Genomic DNA, 23605 nt, shown 5'->3' with positions numbered 1-23605 from the left:
AATAAAGGATGGCGATGAGAACCTATGCACAGCTGGTACAGTATTTTCCCGAAAAGCCCATGGCTCAGCATTTATGCATGGGTAGTGTTTTGTATTTTACCTTTCTTCTATATTTTGCGAAGTGCGTCACCGATGGGGTTATTGATCGGTTTCACGCTGCTCGTCTTCTTCTTCTTATCCTATTATTTTTCCGTGAAATCAGACAGCGGCCTCATGTATATGTGGATCAGTTTTGAAATAGTTATTACCGTATTAATGACTCTGTTATTCGGATATGTATATCTATCTATATTTATTGCGTTTTTTATTGGGAATATCCGTAATCCTGTAGGGTTTTTTATCATTTATGGCTTGCATATTGCCATATTGATCGGCGCAGTCGTTGCAGGATTCTTTATCGAAATTAAACTGTTTCTTCCCCAGATTCACTTCATTATTCTTGCTATTATCGGCGTCGTGCTGCTGCCTTTTAATCTTTATAATCGTCAAAAACGTGATCGATTACAGGATCAGCTGGTGCATGCAAGACAACGTATATCAGAATTGACGATTGTCCAGGAGCGCGAGCGGATTGCAAGGGATCTCCATGATACGCTGGGACAAAAACTGTCAATGATTGGGCTGAAAAGTGATTTAGCAGTACGCTTAATGGATCGTGATATAGAATCTGCTAAAGCAGAAATTCATGATATCCGGCAGATCTCCAGTACAGCATTAAAAGAAGTCCGCGTGCTTGTCAGCGGGATGCGCCGTGTTAAATTGAAGGATGAATTGGTACGCGTGGAGCAATTGTTGAAAGCGGCGGAAATTGAAATAGAACACGAAGGCGATCCGAATTTTCCGGATATGTCGCCGATTGTAGAGAATGTCTTGGTTATGTGCTTAAAAGAAGCGATCAACAATGTAGTGAAACATAGCTACGCAAAGCACTGCTGCATCGTTTTTGAACGGACTGAAAAAGAGTTTCGTATTATCGTGAAAGATAACGGAATTGGAATCGCGAAAAACGGTGTGAACCTGCCGGGGAACGGGCTGGACGGCATGGAAGAGCGTCTGGAATTCGTTAACGGTAAGCTTTCCATTAGCAGTCAGGAAGGAACGCAATTGAAGATTACAGTTCCCGCAGTTCTGAAACAAATTAAGGAAGGGTGATAGCTTATGATCCGTATTGTGATAGCAGAAGATCAAGGAATGATGCTAGGTGCGTTAGGGTCGTTATTAAACTTAGAAGATGATATGGAAGTAGTCGGCATGGCGAAAAACGGTCAGGAAGCAGTGGAATTAGTGAAAAAGCTGCAGCCTAACATTTGTATAATGGATATCGAGATGCCCATCAAGACAGGATTGGACGCAGCGGAAGAGCTGCAGGGTGAAGACTGCCAAATCATCATCTTGACGACTTTTGCAAGAACGGGGTATTTTGAGCGCGCTCGAAATGCAGGTGTCCGGGGCTATTTGCTGAAGGATAATCCAATCGAAGAACTGGTGAAGTCCATTCATTCCATTATTAAAGGACGACGTATCTATGCTCCTGAATTAATAGATTTGGCATTTGATGCAAAAGAAGAGGAAAAGAATCCTCTAACAGAGCGTGAAGGGCAAGTGCTAAAGTTAATATCGGAAGGAAAGACGACGAAACAAATCGCGGCAGAATTATTTTTATCACCCGGCACAGTCCGTAATTATGTGTCAACAATCTTGGATAAGCTCGGTGTGCGAAACCGGATCGAAGCGATTTCGATGTTTCAGGAGAAGGGCTGGTTTAAATAGACATCATTTGAATAGAATGACTGTAAGGAAGGGGTGTCTGGAATGAAAGACAATGAACGAAAAGAATGGCTAGCGAAGGAGCCTTTATTTCAGCAAGTGATGGACATGAAAGAAGTGCTGTGGCGTAACCCTTCTATAGAGCCGGTAAATCAGGCGATGGAGAAAACGCGTCTGACACAAGAAGATGTTGATGATGCCCGTCAGAGACTCGAACGATTCGCTCCGTACTTGGAAAAAGTCTTTCCAGACACTGCTGTTAATCAGGGAATCATTGAATCACCGCTCACTTCAATTCCTGCAATGAAACAGATGTTGGAGCAGCAGTATAAGCTGAAGATTCCAGGTAAGCTGTTGTTGAAGCAGGATAATGCACTGCCAATTTCAGGTTCTATTAAAGCACGCGGCGGTATTTATGAAGTGCTGAAACATGCAGAAACATTGGCGCTTGAGCATCAATTAGTGAATGATACGCAAGATTATCTCCAATTCGCTGAGCCGGCCTTCAAGAATTTATTTGCACAGCACAAAATAGCGGTAGGATCGACAGGAAACCTTGGACTGAGTATCGGCATTATGAGTGCGAAGCTTGGTTTTACTGTAACCGTACATATGTCAGCAGATGCAAAGCAATGGAAGAAGGATTTATTGCGGTCCAAAGGCGTACAGGTCGTGGAGTATGAAGACGACTACAGTAAAGCCGTGGAAGAAGGTAGACGCCAGGCACAAGAAGATCCTTCTTGCCATTTTGTAGATGATGAAAACTCAACTGATCTTTTTATGGGCTACGCAGTCGCAGGTGAGCGTGTTGCCGCGCAACTGAAAGCTCTACGTATCAAAGTAGATCAGGAGCATCCGCTTTTTGTTTACTTACCTTGCGGAGTAGGCGGAGGGCCCGGCGGAGTGGCATTCGGCTTGAAACTGGCGCTCGGTGATCATGTGCATTGTTTCTTTGCCGAGCCAACGCATTCTCCATGCATGATGCTGGGGATGATGACAGGCCTGCATGACCGAGTTTCAGTCGCTGATTTTCATTTGGATAATAAAACGGCCGCCGATGGTCTGGCAGTAGGAACAGCTTCTGCGTTCGTAGGAAAAACGATGGAACCTTTCCTTGCCGGATGCTATTCTGTTGCAGACCGTACGTTGTTCACGCTTTTAAAGGAATTGGCAGACAGTGAAGACATTTGGTTGGAACCTTCTGCGCTCGCAGGCATGACAGGTCCTGTTAAGTCTATAGAGTCTCGCATCCAAGGGGCAGATTTGGCAAAAGCCGTTCATCTTGTCTGGGGTACAGGCGGAAATATGGTGCCTGAAGAGGAAATGCGAAGCTATTATGAGCAAGCGGGGAAATAATAATCTTTTTTCCCGGGAAGGCGGTTCGGAGTGTCGTAAAACATGACACCCTGAACCGCCCTTTTTAATATTAAACGTAATTTATTATAGTGGATCATAGAATGCCAATGAACGCTCATAAACGTTGGTCAACCGATCAAACAAGGCTGCCAAGCGCTCCTACTTCACCCGTAGCCCGATCATAGCAACTCGATACACGCTCATAAGTCTATTATCAGCGCTCATACCCCTATCAAGCTTTCATTGATTCACCGCAAAATCAGTGCAAGTCCTGAAATAACTTCAGCTTCAAGAGTCTTGGCGCCAGTAAAAGACCGATAATGGTCCCGCTTACTGTTGACACAAGAAAAGGAGGCAGGAAGAAAAAAGCGGTAACAGTCGTACCCATCAAAATTTTTGCATAAGGCACGGCAAATAAAGGTGCAATGAAACCGGTGCCGATTATTTCACCGATGCCGGCTGTCCAATTCCGTTTAAGCTTTTGGTAGAACAGTCCAGCTAACAGCGCGCCAATCATCCCGCCAGGAAACGCCAGTAAAGAACCGGTTCCTGTCAGAATTCGCACAAGTCCGGTTACAAATGCAACTAGAACCGCTGCGCCGGGCCCCATGACGATCGCCACGATGACATTGACGGCATGCTGAATAGGGTAAGCTCTTGCGATGCCCGCCGGAAATGAAACAAAGGCAGATCCGGCGACAGCAATCGCCGCAAACATTGTCATAAAAACCATTTTTCTTGTATTCATAGTAACCTCATGTGAGTAGTTTGGAGAAAGCTTTAGCAGCGTCCATTGGATTTTCAGCGGAAGCGATGGCGGAAATTACAGCAACACCATCAGCTCCGGCTTGTAGGGCAAGGCCGGAATTAGCTAAAGTGAGTCCGCCAATCCCTACAGTCGGCATATCAGGAAAAGTATTGCGGATTTCTTCAATTAGCTCAGGACCTACAACAGCAGAAGCATCTAATTTCGTTGCCGTTGGATAAATCGGTCCAATCCCAACATAATCCGCTCCGATTTCTTCAGCAAGTTTCACTTCATCTGAATTGTGAGTAGAGACACCGAGCCATTTATCCGGACCGATGCGTTTGCGCACAAGTGCTGCCTGTTCATCATCCTGCCCAACATGGACACCGTCTGCATTAAGAGCTAGCGCAAGGTCGACATCATCATTAATAATAAATGGAACGCGATAAAGCCGGCACATTGCCTGACACTTTTTTGCGAACCCAAGCAACGCATCTCCCTGCAACGCATTTTCTCCCTTTTCACGCAGCTGGAAGCAAGTGATTCCGCCGCGAAGAGCAGCCTCTAAAACGGCCAGTGGCTCCTGATTGCGTATATTTGGGGTACCCATTATAAAATACAGGCCCATCGCTTTTCGTACGTCTGCCTTGCGCATTTAGTGCATCTCCTTTTTCAGCTGACCGTAAGCCCAGTGATTTGTCGGACCATGGCCAGAGCCAAGGCGTAAGCCATGTTCAATAGCGGCCTGAATAAACTGTTTCGCCTCTGCAACCGCGTCAGACATGGCACAGCCTTTTGCGATAAATCCAGCTAAAGCGGCTGCAAATGTACAGCCGGTCCCATGGGTATCTTTCGTTTGCACCCACGGAGTCGTCATCGTAAATGACTGTCCTTCACAATCAAGATAATAATCTTTTGCCTCGAGTACATCGTAGCGGTGTCCGCCTTTTATAATCACTGCTTTCGCACCCATCTCGATGAATTTCTGTGCGGCTTGCTGAATTTCTTCATCACTGACTATTTTCATTTCTGTCAGCACTTCTGCTTCGGGGATATTTGGCGTAATGATTGCAGCCATCGGAATTAGATGATCTTTCAACGCCTGTATTGCTTCTTGCTGTAATAAAGAATGGCCGCCTTTAGCAATCATGACGGGATCGATTACAAGAGGGAAGGGTGCATATTCCTTCAATACAGTAGCAACAGCTATGATAATTTCAGCTGAAAATAGCATCCCTGTTTTACATGCTTTTACGTCAAAATCGTCCAATACTGCACGGATCTGTGCTGTGACACCATCTGTCAGTACAGGATAGACTCCGTGAACGCCATGAGTATTTTGTGCAGTTACAGCTGTTAGAGCAGATGTGCCGAACACACCAAGTTCCTGAAACGTCTTCAGATCTGCCTGGATCCCTGCGCCGCCTCCGCTGTCTGATCCCGCAATAGTCAATGCTACATTTACTGTCAATGAAAAAACCCCCTTACTCCTAGTTACACTAAAAACGTGTTATTGTCCCGATCCAGTGTATGTAATGTGTTTAAGAAATTTACTGCGAAATCTCCAGGGCCTTTTGAGATATTGGCTGAAGCTTCGCCTGCACGCTTATAAAATGAGAGAGCTTCGGCTGCGGCTTCCAAAGGCCGTTCACTTGCGACTGCCAGGAAAGCGCCGACAACTGAGCTGAGCAGACAACCTGTCCCAGTAATCTCAGTCATAGAAGGATGTCCGCCTCCTATTGAAATGGAACGATGACCGTCCGTAACGATATCTGTTTGACCTGACACAGCAACTAAACATTTGTAGTCGAGAGCAACTTTTTTGGCGATTTCTTCTATGTCTGCGCTTCCTTCACCGGCGTCTACACCTTTAGCGTTCCATGGTACGTCCGCGATGGCTGCAAGTTCGCCGGCATTGCAGCGGATGAGGGTGACATCTACTTCAGTCAGAACTTTGAGAACGCTTGCTTTTCGAAACGGTGTCGCTCCTGCACCGACAGGGTCAAGTACGACAGGTTTTCCTGCGGCTCTCGCGCTATTGCCTGCCAGAATCATGGCATCAACGGTCTGTTGCTTGAGCGTTCCGATATTCAAAATACTGCAGGAAGCAATTTTTGCAATATCCTCTGCTTCTTCTAAGGCATCGGCCATTACAGGCGATGCACCGATTGCCAGCAGCCCGTTTGCTTGAAAGTTTGCTACTACAAAGTTCGTGATGCAATGAACGAGCGGCTGTTCATTTCTAAGAAGTTGAATTAGCTTCATGTTTCTCATCCTCTCCATAAAGGTATATATACAAAAAGCCCATACAAAGATGGGGAGTGTACGAAAGCCACTCACTTCCCTCCGCTAGCATGTACTAGATCAGGTTCCAAGGGTTTGCATGACAGCATCTCAGCCCGAAAAGATCGGTGGGCACCCCTAGTGGTGAATATGAATCAGACATATTAATTGTATCATAAAATTTTATAAAGGATAAAACCGGACAAGATTGAGAAGGATAAAAGATATAAAATGAGAGATTGAGCACAAGAGAAGGAGCATGAAGAATAGGCCTAAGGGTAGAGAGTTGTCTGAATTTAAACAAAGATTCATGCATATTAGATAAAAGGGAGCGGATGTAAATGAAGCCTTTATTTGAAATACAAAGATTGTCCCATTCATTAGACGACCTGACATTTTCTTGGAGCGATGCAGCGGGATATTATCGTGTCTATAAAAATGACCAACAAGTATATGAAGGAACAGCTGCAGAATTCACAGACGGTGAATTGGATCCGAGACATCCATTTCAATACACTGTTGAACGTGTAGAAGATGATCAAGTCCAAGACGTCATCGTCATGCAGACCTCTGCGCTGACGACAACTATGGAAGATGAGCATCCTTTACAGCGGCTGGTCATCACAACTATTACGGCCGCTTCACAAATTGCGCTGTCTTGGGAATGGATCAAAGGTGTGAAGAAGTTTGATGTTTACCGCAATGGTAAGTATGTGCAGACGGTAGAAGATAATCGCTTCATTGACCGGGAATGCCCTTTATCTGAATCAGTTACCTACAGCATTTCGGGTACACGTCCATTGATCGACAGCAATCATCATATGAATGTCAGCAAGTCGATGGCGGCGAAAGTGTTTGATGCGGTTACACCGAATGATCCGGAAAGTGAACCGACGGAGGAAGTTTATACGTTTACTGTACACGTAAAACGTCGCGATCAATTATTGCAGCCCGTTGCAAAGCGGAAAAAAGCAAAGCAAATAGATCAATGGAAGTTTCGTTATACCACGTTTCTGAAGGAAGACATACTAAAAAATCCAAATCTGCTGTCTCCACTTCCATATTTTACTGGAGATGACCGTGATTTCAATCCGGAAGGAAAGAGTTTTCGTACACGAGTGAACATGGAAGGGCAGTTTGACGGCAAAGAAAACCCGCTTCAATTTACCAAAGCAGTCGGACCGTCGATCGGGTTGAATTATTTGAAACGGTATAAACGCCATGGCCATGCATCAGTGGACGGAATTAAAATTAAACGTCTTGAAGGGGAGCTGAAAGAAATCAATTTTGAGGTTAACCATGATGTAGGCAATCCTCTCACTGCTTCACCGTCGATTCATTATGAAGTAAAGGGGCATCTGGACCGCGAAGGAAATATCGACTTGGTGGGCTATCATAATGATGCGCCCCATCATGAAATATACCTGTCTCTTAACGATGGTGACTGGCAGACAATTCATCGCTCGGAAAGTGAAGGGCTGGCGTATTTGTCCGGCGTACTGGGTGATAATTATTGGCGCTATATGACGTGTAATTAAATAGGAAAGGACCACCCAAAAAGCTAGCATTTTGGGTGGTCCTACTTTTTTATCTGAAGAGACAGAATGTATTGGTGCGTTGCTGTACTTTTCAGTGACTTTTTATTTTGGTAGACGGATGGTGAATTTCGTTCCCTGCCCTTTTTCGCTTTGTACTTCAATTGTTCCTCCATGTAAAATAACGAGCTGTTTGACAATCGATAAACCGAGTCCGAATTCACCGTATGGAGTGGAGGTTCTAGACATGATTGCCTTATAGAAACGGTCCCATATCTGTTCAATTTCTTCCGGGTCCATGCCGATTCCCGTATCTTCAATTTGAATTACAGTTTCAGCGGTAGTTTCATCGCCTCTCAATGTAATTACGCCGTTTTCGCAAAACTGAATACTATTTTTCGTAATATTTATGAGAATCTGCATCAAACGATCATAATCTGCACTGACTGAAAGCGGGTCAGAGACATCTACTATTAGTGTGTTTTGCCGTTCATTAGCTGCAAATTCAAGCTGGTCTGCGGTCATTTCAAGCAGTTCCTTTAAAGGCAGGGTCTGTTTATTCAGCTGGATTTGATTGGCTCGAATTTTTTCGTAATCCAGATTTTCATTGACGAGGCGAATGAGCCGTTTGGATTCATCTTGAGCTAATTGTAGCGCCTTATCCTGCTCTTCTGCGGAAATCATCTGTTCTCGCAGACCTTCGATAATTCCGCGGATTGTGGTGAGCGGTGTGCGCAGTTCATGGGAAACATCGGCCATGAACTGACGTCTGCGATTTTCGAGAGAGTCTATTTCCTTCATCGAAGTTTCCAGTTTTTCAGTCATTTCATTGAAGTCGTTAGACAGTTCACCGATTTCGTCGAATTCTGATGAAGGAACCCGAACCGTGTAATCGCCGCCTGAAACAGCTGCAGCCGCTTTTCTTAAACGCTGAATTCGGCGAACATGAAGCACAGAAAGCAACCCGCTCAGGAGTAAAGCCAGAAGTACGCCTGCACAAGTCGTGTAGAGAACGTAATGATTCATCTGAGAAATAATTGCGCGTGATCCGGTGATAGGGGATGTTAGCAGGATACCGCCGATAAACTGTTGTCTTTCAAAGTACGGCAGCAGTACGAATGTGACCGCCTCGTCAAAGCGCTTAAGCTCCTGTCTAACTGTCACTGACTGGCCGTTTTGTAATGCGTTCCATTCTTCTTGATTCAGTTCGATTAACGCGGTCTTCAGTCCGGTCGAATAAACAATGGAAGAACGTTCATTGAACAGGCTGTATTGAATGGAGCGGGCGTCTAAGACATGGCCGTATGATTTCAAAATTGTTTCTGAGTTATGATTGCTCTGACGAAGATCAGTTAAAATCGCCTGCCCGTACGTTGTAAGTTCATCTGTTTTCTGCTTATAGACCACATTTTCCAAGTAATGTGTCAGCAATAAACTGAGCACGAGAACAGTCAGAAGGATCACGCTAAAGTGACTGAGCAGCTGCTGATAGAATGTTTTAATTTTCATGGGGCTGTTCCGGCGCTTTCATCGAAACGGTAGCCGACACCCCAGACGGTATGGAAAAAGTGGTGATCAGGCAGTGAAAGTTTTGAACGAAGCCGTTTAATATGGACATCCACTGTCCGTTCATCTCCGTAAAAATCATATCCCCATACCTGATCTAGCAGTTGATCACGCGAGAAGACCTGTTTCGGATGCTGGATGAAGAAATGCAGCAGATCAAATTCCTTTGGGGTCAGATTGGAAACTGGTTCGCCCTTAACCGAGACTTCCCGTGTATGTAGATTCAGGCAAAAAAAGAGGGTCCGGATTTCTTCTTTATCGCTTAATTCCTTTGCGGTGTATCTGCGGGTGACAGCTTTAATCCGCGCCATTAACGCAAGAGGACTGAAAGGCTTCGTGACATAGTCATCGGCACCCATTTCAAATCCACGCACTTGATCTGCTTCGCCATCCTTCGCAGTGAGCATAATAATAGGAACTTCTATACCACGCTCTCTGATTTTTCGACAAATCGTCAGACCGTCTAGATCAGGCAGCATCCAGTCTATAATCAGGCAATCCCAAGTTGAATGAATGGCTCGTTCATACCCATCAAGCCCATTTGCTTCAAATATTCCTTCAATACCTTCTTTTTCGAAGAATAAACCAATCATTTCAGAGACGCTTTCGTTATCCTCTATCACTAGAATTCTCATTGCGGCACCTCCTTACGTCTTTGTACTTAAAATAGTACGAATCCGTAGAAAATGCAACGAGGAGGATAGCTGTCGGCAAAACTATTCTTATTTCGTTATTTTAACCGATTCTTTAAAAGATTTGCGGTCCGAATTAAGTTTAACAACGTCTACATTTAATTTACCAAATGAATTTTCAGTTAAATGAATCCGTCCATTTTCCTGATGTTTTTTCCATGTCTCTAATTCCTTACGATAGAGCCGTTCCGAGAACCGATATATGTCAATGTCTTTGTCTATCGCATCGTGATAAGTTGCCATGATTTCTCGGGCAACCTCTTCTTCGATCTTTTTTTTGATTTCCTTTATGGTTATGCTGCCTGTCAGATTACTTATACTCGCCTGCAGTTTAACATCTACATCAAATTTCACGTCATGTTTGACGTCAGGAGTGATTTTTACCTTTAAATTTTCAATAATTACTGTATTGAAGTGGCCTTCATCTGATTTATAGGTGACCTCACCCCGTTTGGTTTCATTTGTCATCCATTGCATGCCGCGCGCCTCGTCACCTGATATAAATCCTTTGAAGCCACCCCGTGTTAAGACGCCGACACCCGACAGTTCAGGAGCCTTAATAGACTCTTTACTTGATGACCAATTTTCTTTAATTGTAATGAGAGGGATGGCAGCCTCATGGCCGGGTTCATCTAATCCGATTAGCAGCTCGCGTATGTTGACTGGGGAAATGAAAGACTCCTGTTCGAAAGAGTTTTCAGGATCTCCCAGCTTAGACAGCGTGAGGGCTTTATTAATGACCGGCCGCACCAACAGAACTTCTTCCACTGGATCTTGCGTAGTGTAGACCCATATTTGATATCTTGTTTCACGATAACGGATAAAACTGTCAACAATTGGGGTGAATTTTACGTTTTTCATAACTTCTTCTGAAATGACTAAGAATGAAAAATGTCCCCAAAAGACTTTTTGATCAACAGTATGATAAAGCTCATTGACGGCATCGTCTAATGTATCTCCACTTGCAAAGCCAATTTCAGCTTGGGGCTGATCTGTTGTCGGCTGATCGTTCTTTGCTGTGTTGGCGAAGTCGATAATTTGCATATATATTTCATATTTTCCATCTTTAAAATCAACACCCATCCCGTTGACGTAAAGCATTCGCTCTGGTTCGTTCATATCCCAACAGCCAGTCAGCAGTGCAATAGAACCGATTAATAAAGAGAGTGCAATTTTGTTCATTTCTTCCCCCCTTTATTACGAGTCTTATCTTTTGGGTCTAACATGTTCGGCCGCTTCTTATACTGATCTGGTGGTAAACGCAGTAATGTCTTCTTAATGGAATTCCAGCTTAAATCAGTCCACAGATTCATATATGGCACACCGAAAATCCGGATACTCGACAAGTAAACAATTGTAAAATAAAGTGACAGGTAAAATCCGAATAAACCAAAGGAAGCAGTTAACAAAATAAAACCAATGCGCAGCAGGCTGACTGCTGATACCAGTGATTGATTGACGAGTGTGTACGTAGCAATTGTGGATGTAGCGATAATAACAATCATCGCAGGACTCGTTAAACCGGCTCGAATCGCTGCATCTCCGATAATGATGCCGCCAACTACGCCGATTGTATTACCGATTACAGAAGGCAGACGCAGCCCGGCTTCACGAAACAGTTCGAACATGCCGAGCATGAGCAACATTTCAAATACAGAGGGGAAAGGCAGCCCCAAATTCGCCTGAACAATTGTGGCAAGTAGCTGAAGCGGTAATTGATTTTGATGAAAAGTGGTTAAGGCAAGCCAAAAAGCAGGCAGTAGTAATCCGATCAAAATACTTATAACGCGCAAAAGGCGCTGAACAGAACTGTAAAAAACCGTATTCTCATTATCTTCTGCGGTTTTTACCAAAAAGAACAAATTAACCGGAGTGATGACGGCATAAGCTGTCCCGTCCACTAAAATTAAAAAACGACCGCGCGCCAATGCCTGAACTGCATTGTCTGGCCTTCCTGTATAATGACTTCTGGGAAAAAGTTTTGGGCTTCTATTGACACTTTCCATCAATAAGCTACCGCTAAAGACGATGTCCTTGTCCTCTTGATTCAGTTGGCTGCGTATTTGATTCAGCGTATCCTCACTTGCAATATCATCGAAATATAAAAGTGCTACAGCTGTCTTGGAACGTTTTCCTAATACAAACTTTTCGACACATAGTGAATTAGTTGGCAACCGCTTCCTCAAAAGTGCTATATTGACGGAAATATCTTCAATAAAATTATCGCGTGGTCCTTGCACAGGTACTTCTATACGCGTTTCCTCTGGATTGCGGTTCGGTTTTTTGGAGATATTTCCGGAAATCAACAAATCCTCTTCTACAAAATACAGAAGCACATGTCCTGAATAAACAAGAGAAATGATTTCTTCCTTTGTTTTGGGAGTTTTCATACTGGGTATGTGCAAATACGATGGAATAGCCTGTTCGAGCTCCATCACCTGCGCATGGCTGCAGAGCAGCTGGACGCGGGGGACGATGACTTCATTTAGAAGTTGCGTGTCAATCATCGCATCGCATGTAATGAATTCTACAGTGTGTGAGGAGAAATGATAGCGCTGGAACTGTATATCAGCGGACTTTTGAAACAATTTCTTTAATGTCACACCATCGATTTTTTCATTGGGCTGCATAGTTTCTCACCTTTTTATAACGATGTAGTCAGTTGCTAGTTTTAGATGCTTTTCTTGATAAGAAAGCGGCGATTGTCAAAAGAATTGTAAGAAGTAATAGAAATGTTAAGGTACTGATTAAGAGATATTCCCCTTTCAATTTCAGGAACGTATATTCACTAAGTAAAAATAGCGAAAGGCTCATAAAGAAAAATGCGGGTCCAATGACATTCCATATCCGCTTTTTATCGCCAGTCCATTTCAGTAAATCCACAGCAATATACAGCAACAACCCGATTCGGATGAAAGCTCCTGTCAGCCACTGATAAATTGATAAAAAATCCACGTGATTAAAGAAACGTCCAATGGCTACGAGTCCCCATTCCTCGTACGCGGGATATCGTTGCTGCCTAGCCTCCTCGGGCCCGAATTCTGTGATGGCGCCAATTAGCGGACCCGTCGTCAGTCCGACTAAAATGAACAGCATAATAGCAAAATGGTACCAACGTATACGATCTTTGACCTGATGCTGAAGAAATAGTAAGAGCATCAGCTCGAGAAAGCCAGATGCCGGATATGCTGCTGACAGCAATACTGGCTGGAATCCGTGCTCCAGGAAAGGCCTGAGCATCTCATAATTTTTAACTTGGATATTTGTTATGGCTACAAAGAAACCTAAGACTACAACAAAAGATAGTACCAATGCATTTACCATGACAATTGTCTGAAGATCTGTGGTAACGAGCAGTATGCAAAGGATACAATAGATCAACAGCATGGGAACAAGAGGGGTATTAGGCAAAAAGGTAGCTGTAATCCAATGCAATGCTTCAGCCAATGTAAAAGCAGCCATGATGAGTAAATAGAAAGCGGTTATATATCGGACACTTACAGCTGGAACAGTGCCTATCGCTGATGCCAGCCAGTCTCCTATATGCTGTCGGTTCGTAACTCTGTGAATATAGATAAAGAGGAAAATTAAAGGGAAGACCATTACGGCTGCCAGCAATATGGAGATCCAGCCGTCGCGTCCCGCGTCTTCTAAGAGAGAGGGGATAATGGTCACATGATTCTTTAACCCAATTACTGTCATCGACAGAAAAATGACATGAAGGATGCTAATTGATCCAGTTTGTTTCAAATAAATCCCTTCTCACATCTAATGATACTTCTTAGCTTTGCCAAAAAAACATTAACTTATAATCTGCACGCATAAAAAAAGGCTAGGACAAAACTAAAAATAAAGTCCGATCCCCTGCGCTCCACTCAAATGCTTTGCAAATTATTTCTTAAAAATAGACATAAAAAAGCGTAAGGGATGAACTCCTTTACGCCTTTTTATATTATGTCCCAGCCTTTCTAGATTATTTCATTTGGCTGCCTGTCAGTGTAATGTTTAGCTCTTGTTTTTTACCGCCGCGGTAGATGGTTACGCTCGCTTTACTGCCGACCTCCAGTTTCGAATAAAGATATTTTCGCAAATCAAGTGAGTTTTCTATCGTGTCCCCGTTGATTTCGGTCAGTACATCCTGCTCCTGCAATCCAGCCTTTTCAGCAGCAGAACCAGGTTCTACGGCCGTCACCATGACGCCCCCTTTGATTTCTTTCGGCAAATCTTTGACGTAAATATATGGAATACTTGCTAAATCAGCAAGTCCGATGCCAAGATATGGGCGCTGAATTTCTCCAAGTTCCGCCAGTTGCTCAACCAGCGTTTTGACTTCATTGCTTGGGATAGCAAATCCAATGCCTTCGACTCCGCTTTGCGCCACTTTCAAACTGTTGATGCCGATCACTTCACCTTGAGTATTGAATAAAGCGCCGCCGCTGTTTCCACTGTTGATGGCGGCGTCTGTTTGGATGACTTCTGTCTGCCATGTTCCTGCTGACGTATTGACATCCAATGTCCGCGAAGCAGAACTGACGATTCCTTTTGTTACTGTACCAGAGAAGTCTAAGCCGAGTGGATTTCCGATGGCGATGACGGAATCACCGGCCCGTACTTTACTTGAATCTCCAAATGTAACATCAGCAGAAGCGTACTTTTTATCAATCTTTAGGACAGCAATATCTGTTAAAGCATCTGTACCGAGAAGCTCGGCTTTAGCTTTTGTACCTGAGCTTAATGTAACCTCGATTTTTTGTGCGTTTTCTATTACGTGATTATTCGTCACGATATAGGCATGATTTCCATCTATTTTATAAATGACACCCGAACCGGTTCCTGCTGCCTGCTCGGTGGAAGATCCCGCGAACCGATTGCCCGCTGTTTGATAATTTACTACCCCGACAATAGCTTTTGAAGACTGTTCGACCATATCCGCTAATGACTCTGCTGAATTTGCAGATAATGATTCCACGCCGTAGGGGGTAACAGCGGCACTTGCTGTTTCTGTTTCCGGCTTGGAAGTGAGAAGGTCGGTGTTCGTCACGACACCCAGCGTGAGCATAGATCCTACAACGCCTGCTCCTACAATGGAGAGTACTCGTGTAACGGTATTGTTTCCCATGTTGAAAACCCCTGTCATTTGTATTTCTTTTATCGTACTGCTAACTTATGAACAAATTATTAAGGATTCATTACCAATCTATGAAAAAGAAGAATTCAATACAACTGGTAAAATAACAATAGTATTTAGTTGAAAGAATTTTAATCTTCAGATAGAATAAAAGAAAGTTTATGTAAGCGTATACATCCGGCATAAGATTTTCCTGTTGTTCGTATAGTGGCTTTATGTGCAATGAGACTGCACTTGAATAAAAGCAAAATAAAGAGAATAGGGAGTGTGACGCAGTATGGTACAAGCATCAGAAAGCAAGGTTTATGCAAATCCGAATACAGAAGGTTCTATTGTTCAATTCAAAGAGCGCTATGATAATTTCATTGGCGGTAAATGGACAGCACCAGTTAATGGACAGTATTTCGATAATTCGACACCTGTAACTGGTAAAGTTTTCACACAGGTGGCAAGATCCACAGCAGAAGACATTGAACTGGCACTTGATTCGGCCCACGCGGCGAAGGAAGAATGGGGAAAAACATCCGTCACTGAACGCTCAAATATTTTGTTGAAAATTGCAGACCGTATCGAAGAGAACCTTGAGATGCTGGCGGTCGCGGAAACGTGGGACAACGGCAAAGCGGTCCGAGAGACATTGAATGCTGATCTGCCTCTCGCAGTGGATCACTTCCGCTATTTTGCATCTGCCATTCGTGCACAAGAAGGCGGAATCAGCCAGATTGACAACAATACGGTTGCGTATCACTTCCATGAGCCTCTTGGTGTAGTAGGGCAGATCATCCCTTGGAATTTTCCGATTCTGATGGCTGTCTGGAAACTGGCTCCCGCATTGGCAGCAGGAAACTGTGTGGTCTTGAAGCCAGCTGAGCAGACACCAGCGTCCATTTTAGTGTTGGTGGAACTGATTGAAGACTTACTGCCAGCAGGTGTACTAAACGTAGTCAACGGTTTCGGCTTGGAAGCAGGGAAACCATTGGCATCCAATCCGCGTATCAGCAAAATTGCATTTACAGGAGAAACGACAACAGGCCGTCTCATTATGCAATATGCTTCTCAAAATCTGATTCCAGTGACACTTGAACTCGGCGGGAAATCACCGAATATTTTCTTCGAAGATATTATGGATGCAGATGATGCGTTTTTCGATAAAGCGATTGAAGGGTTTGTTATGTTTGCCTTGAATCAAGGGGAAGTTTGTACTTGTCCTTCACGGGCACTGATCCAGGAGTCGATTTATGATAAATTCATGGAACGTGCTCTTGAACGCGTAAAAGCAATTAAGACAGGTAATCCACTCGATCCTGACGTGATGATGGGGGCACAGGCATCTACAGAGCAAATGGAGAAGATCCTTTCCTACTTAGACATTGGTAAGCAAGAAGGCGCAGAATGTCTGACAGGCGGAGAGCAGAACAAGCTGGAAGGCGACTTGAAAGACGGCTACTATGTGAAGCCTACTGTCTTTAAAGGTGATAACAAGATGCGGATTTTCCAGGAAGAGATTTTTGGTCCAGTTGTTGCTGTAACGACTTTCAAGGACAAAGAAGAAGCACTCGAAATTGCTAATGATACGCTATATGGATTAGGTTCAGGCGTTTGGACGCGCGATATGAATACAGCTTATCGGTTCGGGCGTGGGATTCAGGCGGGACGTGTATGGACGAACTGCTACCATGCTTATCCTGCACACTCCGCATTTGGCGGCTATAAAGCATCTGGTATCGGCCGCGAAAACCACTTGCAGATGCTGGCTCACTACCAGCAGACGAAAAATATGCTGGTCAGCTATGATGAAAACAAGCAAGGATTCTTTTGATCCAATCTCTCTTTAGGGATTTGAAGTGAATGGAGGAATTGCCATGCCAGACCGTGTAACGGCAACTGACGAAGCGTTGGCTCTCATTGAATTGCTAAAAGAGAAGCATGGTCCATTGATGTTCCATCAGTCAGGCGGATGCTGCGACGGCTCTTCTCCTATGTGCTATGAAGACGGAGATCTGATCGTCGGTGATCAAGATGTGCTGCTCGGGCATATTGGCGGTGTTCCGTTCTATATGATGAAAAGCCAGTATGAATACTGGAAGCATACACAATTGATCATTGATGTAGTGGACGGACGGGGAGGCATGTTTTCACTTGAAGGTGTAGAGGGAAAACGTTTCCTGACACGATCCCGTGCATTTACGGACGAAGAATATAAGCAGCTGATATCATAAAGAAAGCCTTCCGGCGACGGAAGGCTTTTCTCATGCAATAAAACGTTTTCGTTCTTCTGGGGTTGGAAGCATACAGGATAACTCTTTTTTACCAAACCACTTGTAACGGTTAGCTGCTATATAATCATATACACGGTCACGGATCACTGGAGGTACTACGATGAAAAGAAATGCCAGGTGCCATAGACCATCCAGTTTTTTTGCAATACGCAGAGCGGCGCCTGATTTTGTATGGGCTTTGCCGTTTTCAATCAGAACCAGACTGTCTACATCATTTGGAATTTGATGTTTTTTACGTAGTTCTTTCCCGACATCATCTTGCAGGGAAGCGAAAGAAAAGTGCTGGTAAGGATCGCGCTTGATAATAAATTGCACGCTTGCATCACAAAAGTTACATTCGCCGTCAAATAATACAATTCGATTACGTTTCATGCAAAATCTCTCCTTCGGAATTGGTTATAACATACTATACCCACTCTACAGCCGCTTCACGCACCCGTTTCATATCTAAACAAGACAACAAGCAGGTTCTTTTTTTATGCCCCATGGCGCTAGCCCGTAATAATCCTTCAGTCTCGCATGTAATAGGGTATAGGAGGTGAAATGATGATGAATCAAGGAATGCCTGGAATGCACGGAATGCACGGTATGCCCGGACAACAGCCTGGTTTCCCTATGCAGCCGATTGTCTGCCCGACGCAATACCGCTATAATGATTGCTTTACTCAGCAGGAATTTCCTGTTATCCATCCGATTGTTAACGTCAATCGTCACCATGTAGTTGGTGTGCCTCAGCATTACTATACAGAGTCAACTCAAGATGTCATGGGTAACACGTTTATGCCTGGCATGGGTCCTGCTTCACAAGGTCCGGGGGGATACGGACACGGACACGGACACGGATGCGGACATGGACACGGATGCGGACGCCGCAGAAGATGTGGCCGATAATCCATTTCCCAGAACAGTAAAAACCGCGGTCTCTATTAACGGAGACAGCGGTTTTTACTATTATTCTACGTTGAAATATCTTGCATCCGGATGTGCAAAGACGATCGCGGAAACAGATGCTTCCGGCTCCATCATGAATTCTTCAGTCAGGATAACACCATGATCTTCAGGCTTGATCAGGCCAAATAGTTTCGCTTGGTCTTCGAGATTTGGACAGGCTGGATAACCGAATGAGAATCGCTGACCTTGGTACTTGGCAGCAAAACGTTCACGCATTGTGAAGTCTGTCGGATCCGGGAAGCCCCATTGGTCACGGATTTCCTGGTGAATTCGTTCCGCAAATCCTTCTGCAAGTTCCAAAGCAGTTGCTTGAAATGCATGGCTTTCCAAGAACTTTCCTTGTTCTTTCAGCTGGTTCGCATAATCACGTACGCCTTTACCAGCCGTTACTTGCATGAACGCTACATAATCCATTTCGCCGCTGTCGACTGTTTTCAGATAGTCCGCTAAGCATAGGAATGGTTCTTTATCTTGACGAGGGAATGTGAACCGCTCGATTTCTATTTTGGAATCTTCAGGATCATAAATGATCACATCGTCTCCGTCTGCTTGAGCAGGGAAGAACTGGTAGATGCCGGAAGCCCTCATTTTATCGGACTTCAGGAACTCAGTCACCATTTCATGCAGCTGGACAGCGCGCTCTTCGTTATTTTCAAGCATTTTATCGACGTTACCGCGCAGGCCTAGATGATGGCCGATCAGTGTGCGCATATTCACGTATGGGTGCAAGTGTGCAACTGAATAATCTTTTATTACACGTCTGCGCAGATCTGTGGGTACAAATACAGGAGCATCTGTACGGACTGTTTTCGCAGGGCGCACCGCTACGGCAACGGCTGTATCTGCTGCACGGCTTGCTTTCTTCGCGTCATTAACCTCGCGTTTTTCAAGACTTTCTTGAAGTTCATCCAGGAGTGCGCCTTTTCCGTCACTCTGCAAACGGTTAGCCAGGTCCAGACCTTGCATCGCATCCTTAGCAAAAATAACAGGTCCGTCATACTCAGGTGCGATTTTTGTTTCTGTAAAACGTCTTGTCAATGCTGCGCCGCCGACCATAACAGGTGTATCGATTCCGGCAGCCTTGAAGTCTTGAGCTGTTAAAACCATTTGTTGTGCAGATTTTACGAGCAATCCCGAAAGACCGATGATATCCGGCTTTTCTTTGCGGATCACATCGATCAGCGTAGCGGGCGTGACTTTAATACCGATATCGATTACTTTGAAACCGTTATTACCTAAAATGATTTCTACAAGGTTTTTCCCGATATCGTGTACGTCGCCTTTAACGGTAGCAAGAATAATTTTTCCTTTTCCGCTGTCGTCTTCTTTCTTATCCATGAACTGTTCCAGATAAGAAACAGACGCTTTCATCACTTCTGCACTTTGCAGTACTTCTGCAACAATCAGTTGATTGTCATTGAATAAGCGCCCGACTTCAGACATTCCTGTCATCAACGGCCCATTGATGACATCGAGAGGGGAATCATACATTTTCAATGCAGCTTCCAAGTCGGGAATCAAGCCTTCCTTCGTGCCTTCCACTACATAGTAAGCAAGACGTTCTGGAACAGTTTTTGGAATGTCGTCTTCAGTCTTTTCTTTCTTCTTATCTCTATAGAAATCTGCGAAATCAGCTAATGTTTCATCAGTTGTAGTGAACAGCAAATCATTTGCCAGCTTGATTTCCGTTTCTGGAATTGAAGCAAAGCGCTCAAGTTTTTCTGTATTGACGATTGCGTAATCGAGACCAGCTTGCGTGCAATGATACAAATATACTGCATTCAGCACTTCACGGCCAACAGGCGGCAATCCGAATGAAACGTTACTTACACCTAAAGTCGTCAGCGTACGAGGGAGTTTCTCCTTAATTAGACGAATTCCCTCAATCGTCTCGACGGCGGAGCCGATATACTGTTCGTCGCCTGTTCCGACAGGGAAGACGAGCGGATCAAAAATGATGTCTTCAGGTTCAATTCCCCATTTATTCACAAGCAATTCGTAAGACCGTTCAGCAACTTCGAGCTTTCTTTCTCTCGTCACTGCCATTCCGATTTCATCAATCGTACCGACAACAACTGCGGCACCATACTTTTTCACAAGAGGTAACACTGCGTCAAATCGCTCTTCTCCGTCCTCAAGGTTGATGGAGTTGATGATTGCTTTACCTTGAGAATATTTCAGTGCTTCTGCAATGACGTTTTCATCTGTTGAGTCAATGACTAATGGAACTTTCACTTTTTTTACGACTTCTTTCATAAACTTAGTCATGTCATACAGCTCGTCACGGTCAGGATTGGCAAGACAGATATCCAGTACATGCGCACCTCGTTTTACTTGTGCGCGGGCAATTTCAGACGCTTCTTCAAACTTTTCATCTACAATCAGCTGCTTAAATTTACGGGAGCCGATTACGTTCGTCCGTTCACCGATCAGCAAAGGACGAAGTGTATCGTCATACAGCAAAGGTTCGATGCCAGAAACCGCGTGGCCATGCACTTCTTCCGGCATTTTACGAGGTGCCTTGTCTTTTACAGCTTCACGGATAGCGCGGATATGTTCAGGTGTCGTCCCACAGCATCCGCCGACCATATTCAGCCATCCCTTTTCTGCAAAACCTTCCAGCTTCTTTGAAAGTGATTCCGGCGATTCATGATAATGACCTTCCTCATCCGGCAGACCGGCATTTGGATAACAAGTTACATAGCTTGTTGCCAAGTCTGATAATGAACGCAGGTGATCGGTCATAAATTCAGGACCTGTGGCACAGTTCAAGCCGACAGATAAAGGCTCAACGTGTTCAATGGAGATGTAAAATGCTTCAATGCTCTGTCCCGCAAGTGTTGTACCCATTGGCTCAATTGTCCCGGAAATCATAATCGGGACTTCGCGGCCCAGCTCTTCAAACGCTTTTTTGATGCCGATTGTGCCTGCTTTGACGTTCAGCATATCCTGACTCGTCTCCATCAAAACCAAGTCGCATCCCGCTTCGACAAGTGCTTTCGCCTGTACATAAAAATCATTCGAAAGCTCATCGAACGTAATTCCGCCGGTAACAGAGAGTGTCTTCGTTGTAGGACCGATTGCGCCTGCAACGAAACGCGGCCATTTCGGCGTGGAATATTTGGCAGTGCTATTCTTAGCCAACTCTACTGCTTTTGTATTGATCTCATGTGCGCGGTGACCAAGAGAGAACTCGTTCAGCACAAGGGGAGTGCCGCCGAACGTGTTGGTACAAATAATGTCGGCACCGGCTTCCAAGTATTCGTCATGGATCTTCTCTAAAATATCTGGCCGTAAAATGTTTAAGTATTCATTACATCCGTCGTATTCTTCTCCGCCAAAGTCTTCTGTAGAGAGATCCTCTGCTTGCAGCATTGTCCCCATCGCGCCATCAATAATCAATATTCGTTTGTCTAGTTGTTCTTCAATGGGATGTTTCTGCATGTGTTAATTCCCTCTCCTTCTGCTCATCTAGCTGTTTAATATATTGGTTCAGTTCAAGTGTCATATCATAACGCAGGAACGGTGTGATCAAATAGATTCCATTGAAATATTTGGCCGCTGTCTCAATCAGTTCTTTTGCGATCTGAATTCCGGTTTCCGTTGCTTTTTGACGGTCATCACCACATTCACGCATACGTCCAAGAACTTCATCAGACAGCTTGATCCCGGGTACTTCGTGGTGTAAAAACTCGGCATTGCGTATATTCGTCAAAGGCATAATCCCAATGAAAATCGGAGTATCTAAATGTTTCGTAGCTTCATAGACATCGATAATCTTTTCCTTCGTATAAACAGGCTGTGTAATGAAATAATCTGCGCCCATCTCAATCTTTTTCTCTAAACGCTGAACCGCCCGATCGAGTACACGGACGTTCGGGTTAAAGGCTGCGGAAACAGAGAAGTTGGCTTTCTTGCGCAACGGCTTACCTGAGAATGAAATTCCTTCATTCAGCTGTTTGATCAGTTGCAACAGTTCCATGCTCGATACATCATAGACGCTGGTTGCACCAGGGAAGTCGCCAACTTTTGTCGGGTCGCCTGTCACTGCTAGAATATCGTGAATGCCTAATGCATCCAGCCCCATTAAATGAGATTGCAAACCAATCAGGTTATGGTCGCGGCATGTTAGGTGTACAAGAGGGCGTACATTATGCTGCATCTTGATGATCGACGCCATCGCCATATTACTGATCCGCGGTGATGCGAGTGAGTTGTCAGCCATCGTGACTGCGTCTACTCCTGCATCATAGAGCAAGTTTGCTCCTTTAATGTAATCTTCAGTCTCTAAATGGCGTGGTGTATCCAGCTCTACGATCACCGTGCGCTCCGTTTTCGCCTTTTCATGAAGAGGCTGATGTTTCACGGGTCCTGCTTCATGAATAATGATTGGTTTTGCCGGTGCTACCACTTTCTTTTTGATAGGCTCCAATCTTGCTAACCGGGTTTTCGCTGCTTTGATATGTTTTGGAGTTGTGCCGCAGCAACCACCGATTAAGCGTACGCCTTGATCGCGAAGCAAAACAGCAGCGCGTCCGAAGTATTCCGCTTCTGATTCATAAACGATCCGGCCGTCTTCTACATCAAGCAGGCTGGCATTCGGATAGGCGGATAAAAATGCATTCTTAGGAAGTGTCACATTTTCAAACGCCTGAATCGTATGGTAAGGGCCTAACCGACAGTTAACGCCAACGATGCTTGCGCCTAGTGACTCGAGCTGATGCAATGCTTCATTTAAAGACATTCCGTTTTGCAGAACGCCGGGATCATGCATGGACACTTGAGCGATCAATGGAACATCTGTAATCCTGCGAAGTGTGGAAACAACTGACGACAATTCTTCGAAATCGTAGTACGTTTCCAACAGCAGACCGTCCGGATCTCCTGACAGGAGTGCGTTGGCCTGTTGAAGAACGACTTGATTGATTTCATCTAGACTGGCATCGCTTTTCCGAATACCCCGTAAACCACCGATTGTTCCGAGTACAAACTGTCCGCCTGGTGCAGCAGCGCGTTTTGCAATTTGGATTGCTGCTTTATTAAACTCAGTGACACGGCTTTCTAAACCATAACGAGCCAATTTCACCGCGTTCGCACTGTACGTATTCGTCTGAATAATATCCGCGCCCGCTTCAATATAGTCCCGGTGAATCTTCTCTACAATTTCCGGCTTTTCTATATTTAGTTCTTCATAGCAATAATCAATCCCGTATGAATATAAAATGGTACCCATTGCCCCGTCAGCCGTCAGAACATTTGTTTGAAGCTTCTCCAGTAATGACATCGTCAAATCTCCCCTT

At 44.5% G+C, this 23605-nt stretch carries 20 protein-coding genes and 1 riboswitch; of the genes, 7 read left to right on the top strand and 13 right to left on the bottom strand.

Annotated elements, in window-relative coordinates; genetic code table 11:
* Window positions 1-24 precede the first annotated feature (24 nt).
* From Q1J64_RS15870 to dsdA, 3 genes are read left to right on the top strand one after another with little or no spacing between them, the layout of a single operon-like run.
* Window positions 25-1152, top strand: a complete 1128-nt coding sequence (locus tag Q1J64_RS15870; RefSeq protein WP_301110091.1) for a sensor histidine kinase — start codon at window positions 25-27, stop codon at window positions 1150-1152.
* A gap of 6 nt (window positions 1153-1158) precedes the next feature.
* Window positions 1159-1770 (top strand): response regulator transcription factor, encoded by a 612-nt coding sequence (locus Q1J64_RS15865; protein WP_301110090.1) that lies wholly within the window; start codon window positions 1159-1161, stop codon window positions 1768-1770.
* A 42-nt stretch (window positions 1771-1812) separates the two neighbouring features.
* The gene (gene dsdA / locus Q1J64_RS15860; RefSeq protein WP_301110089.1) at window positions 1813-3123 is read left to right on the top strand and encodes a D-serine ammonia-lyase; all 1311 of its coding nucleotides are present in this window, start codon (window positions 1813-1815) and stop codon (window positions 3121-3123) included.
* Window positions 3124-3382: 259 nt separating this feature from the next.
* Here dsdA and thiW read toward each other — a convergent pair whose 3' ends face one another.
* From thiW to thiM, 4 genes are read right to left on the bottom strand one after another with little or no spacing between them, the layout of a single operon-like run.
* Complete coding sequence (thiW, locus tag Q1J64_RS15855; RefSeq protein WP_301110088.1) at window positions 3383-3871, bottom strand: energy coupling factor transporter S component ThiW; 489 nt, start codon at window positions 3869-3871, stop codon at window positions 3383-3385.
* Window positions 3872-3878: 7 nt separating this feature from the next.
* Window positions 3879-4526, bottom strand: a complete 648-nt coding sequence (gene thiE, locus Q1J64_RS15850) for a thiamine phosphate synthase (RefSeq protein ID WP_301110087.1) — start codon at window positions 4524-4526, stop codon at window positions 3879-3881.
* Entirely contained in the window at window positions 4527-5342 is an 816-nt protein-coding gene (gene thiD, locus Q1J64_RS15845; protein WP_301110086.1) for a bifunctional hydroxymethylpyrimidine kinase/phosphomethylpyrimidine kinase, read from the bottom strand.
* Between the two features lie 23 nt (window positions 5343-5365).
* Window positions 5366-6136: a hydroxyethylthiazole kinase gene (gene thiM / locus Q1J64_RS15840; RefSeq protein WP_301110085.1), complete on the bottom strand. Its 771-nt coding sequence runs from the start codon at window positions 6134-6136 to the stop codon at window positions 5366-5368.
* Window positions 6137-6195: 59 nt separating this feature from the next.
* Window positions 6196-6304: riboswitch (TPP riboswitch) on the bottom strand.
* Window positions 6305-6495: 191 nt separating this feature from the next.
* Here thiM and Q1J64_RS15835 point away from each other — a divergent pair.
* The gene (locus Q1J64_RS15835; RefSeq protein WP_301110084.1) at window positions 6496-7692 is read left to right on the top strand and encodes a DUF3238 domain-containing protein; all 1197 of its coding nucleotides are present in this window, start codon (window positions 6496-6498) and stop codon (window positions 7690-7692) included.
* A gap of 102 nt (window positions 7693-7794) precedes the next feature.
* Here the strand turns inward: Q1J64_RS15835 and Q1J64_RS15830 are convergent, their stop codons facing one another.
* From Q1J64_RS15830 to Q1J64_RS15805, 6 genes are all read right to left on the bottom strand, one after another.
* The gene (locus Q1J64_RS15830; protein WP_301110083.1) at window positions 7795-9198 is read right to left on the bottom strand and encodes an ATP-binding protein; all 1404 of its coding nucleotides are present in this window, start codon (window positions 9196-9198) and stop codon (window positions 7795-7797) included.
* Window positions 9195-9890 (bottom strand): response regulator transcription factor, encoded by a 696-nt coding sequence (locus tag Q1J64_RS15825; RefSeq protein ID WP_301110082.1) that lies wholly within the window; start codon window positions 9888-9890, stop codon window positions 9195-9197. Before Q1J64_RS15825 ends, Q1J64_RS15830 begins: the two co-directional genes overlap by 4 nt.
* An 87-nt stretch (window positions 9891-9977) precedes the next feature.
* Window positions 9978-11129 (bottom strand): Ger(x)C family spore germination protein, encoded by a 1152-nt coding sequence (locus tag Q1J64_RS15820; RefSeq protein WP_301110081.1) that lies wholly within the window; start codon window positions 11127-11129, stop codon window positions 9978-9980.
* Window positions 11126-12577, bottom strand: a complete 1452-nt coding sequence (locus Q1J64_RS15815; RefSeq protein ID WP_301110080.1) for a spore germination protein — start codon at window positions 12575-12577, stop codon at window positions 11126-11128. The genes Q1J64_RS15820 and Q1J64_RS15815 overlap by 4 nt, the downstream gene beginning before the upstream one ends.
* 28 nt (window positions 12578-12605) lie before the next feature.
* Window positions 12606-13697: an endospore germination permease gene (locus tag Q1J64_RS15810; protein WP_301110079.1), complete on the bottom strand. Its 1092-nt coding sequence runs from the start codon at window positions 13695-13697 to the stop codon at window positions 12606-12608.
* 223 nt (window positions 13698-13920) lie between these two features.
* A complete protein-coding gene (locus Q1J64_RS15805; RefSeq protein WP_301110078.1) occupies window positions 13921-15066 on the bottom strand; it encodes a S1C family serine protease in 1146 nt (381 codons plus the stop codon).
* A gap of 286 nt (window positions 15067-15352) precedes the next feature.
* Between Q1J64_RS15805 and adh the strand changes: the two genes are divergently transcribed.
* Window positions 15353-16894 (top strand): aldehyde dehydrogenase, encoded by a 1542-nt coding sequence (gene adh, locus Q1J64_RS15800; protein WP_301110077.1) that lies wholly within the window; start codon window positions 15353-15355, stop codon window positions 16892-16894.
* 43 nt (window positions 16895-16937) lie between these two features.
* A complete protein-coding gene (locus Q1J64_RS15795) occupies window positions 16938-17294 on the top strand; it encodes a DUF779 domain-containing protein (protein ID WP_301110076.1) in 357 nt (118 codons plus the stop codon).
* Between the two features lie 30 nt (window positions 17295-17324).
* Here Q1J64_RS15795 and Q1J64_RS15790 read toward each other — a convergent pair whose 3' ends face one another.
* Window positions 17325-17726 (bottom strand): thiol-disulfide oxidoreductase DCC family protein, encoded by a 402-nt coding sequence (locus Q1J64_RS15790; RefSeq protein WP_301110075.1) that lies wholly within the window; start codon window positions 17724-17726, stop codon window positions 17325-17327.
* 174 nt (window positions 17727-17900) lie between these two features.
* Here Q1J64_RS15790 and Q1J64_RS15785 point away from each other — a divergent pair, with 174 nt between their 5' ends.
* On the top strand, window positions 17901-18245 hold the full coding sequence (locus Q1J64_RS15785; protein WP_301110074.1) for a hypothetical protein: 345 nt from the start codon (window positions 17901-17903) through the stop codon (window positions 18243-18245).
* A gap of 60 nt (window positions 18246-18305) precedes the next feature.
* On the opposite strand, the gene metH is transcribed toward Q1J64_RS15785, so the two are convergent.
* Window positions 18306-21749, bottom strand: a complete 3444-nt coding sequence (metH, locus tag Q1J64_RS15780) for a methionine synthase (RefSeq protein ID WP_301110073.1) — start codon at window positions 21747-21749, stop codon at window positions 18306-18308.
* A complete protein-coding gene (locus Q1J64_RS15775; protein ID WP_301110072.1) occupies window positions 21730-23589 on the bottom strand; it encodes a bifunctional homocysteine S-methyltransferase/methylenetetrahydrofolate reductase in 1860 nt (619 codons plus the stop codon). Before Q1J64_RS15775 ends, metH begins: the two co-directional genes overlap by 20 nt.
* Window positions 23590-23605: the final 16 nt, after the last annotated feature.

It is taken from the genome of Sporosarcina sp. (assembly GCF_029257255.1).
Classification (GTDB): Bacteria; Bacillota; Bacilli; order Bacillales_A; family Planococcaceae; genus Sporosarcina.
The sequence above is the reverse complement of the archived record's forward strand: the minus strand, read 5'-3'. Positions and strand labels throughout refer to the sequence as shown.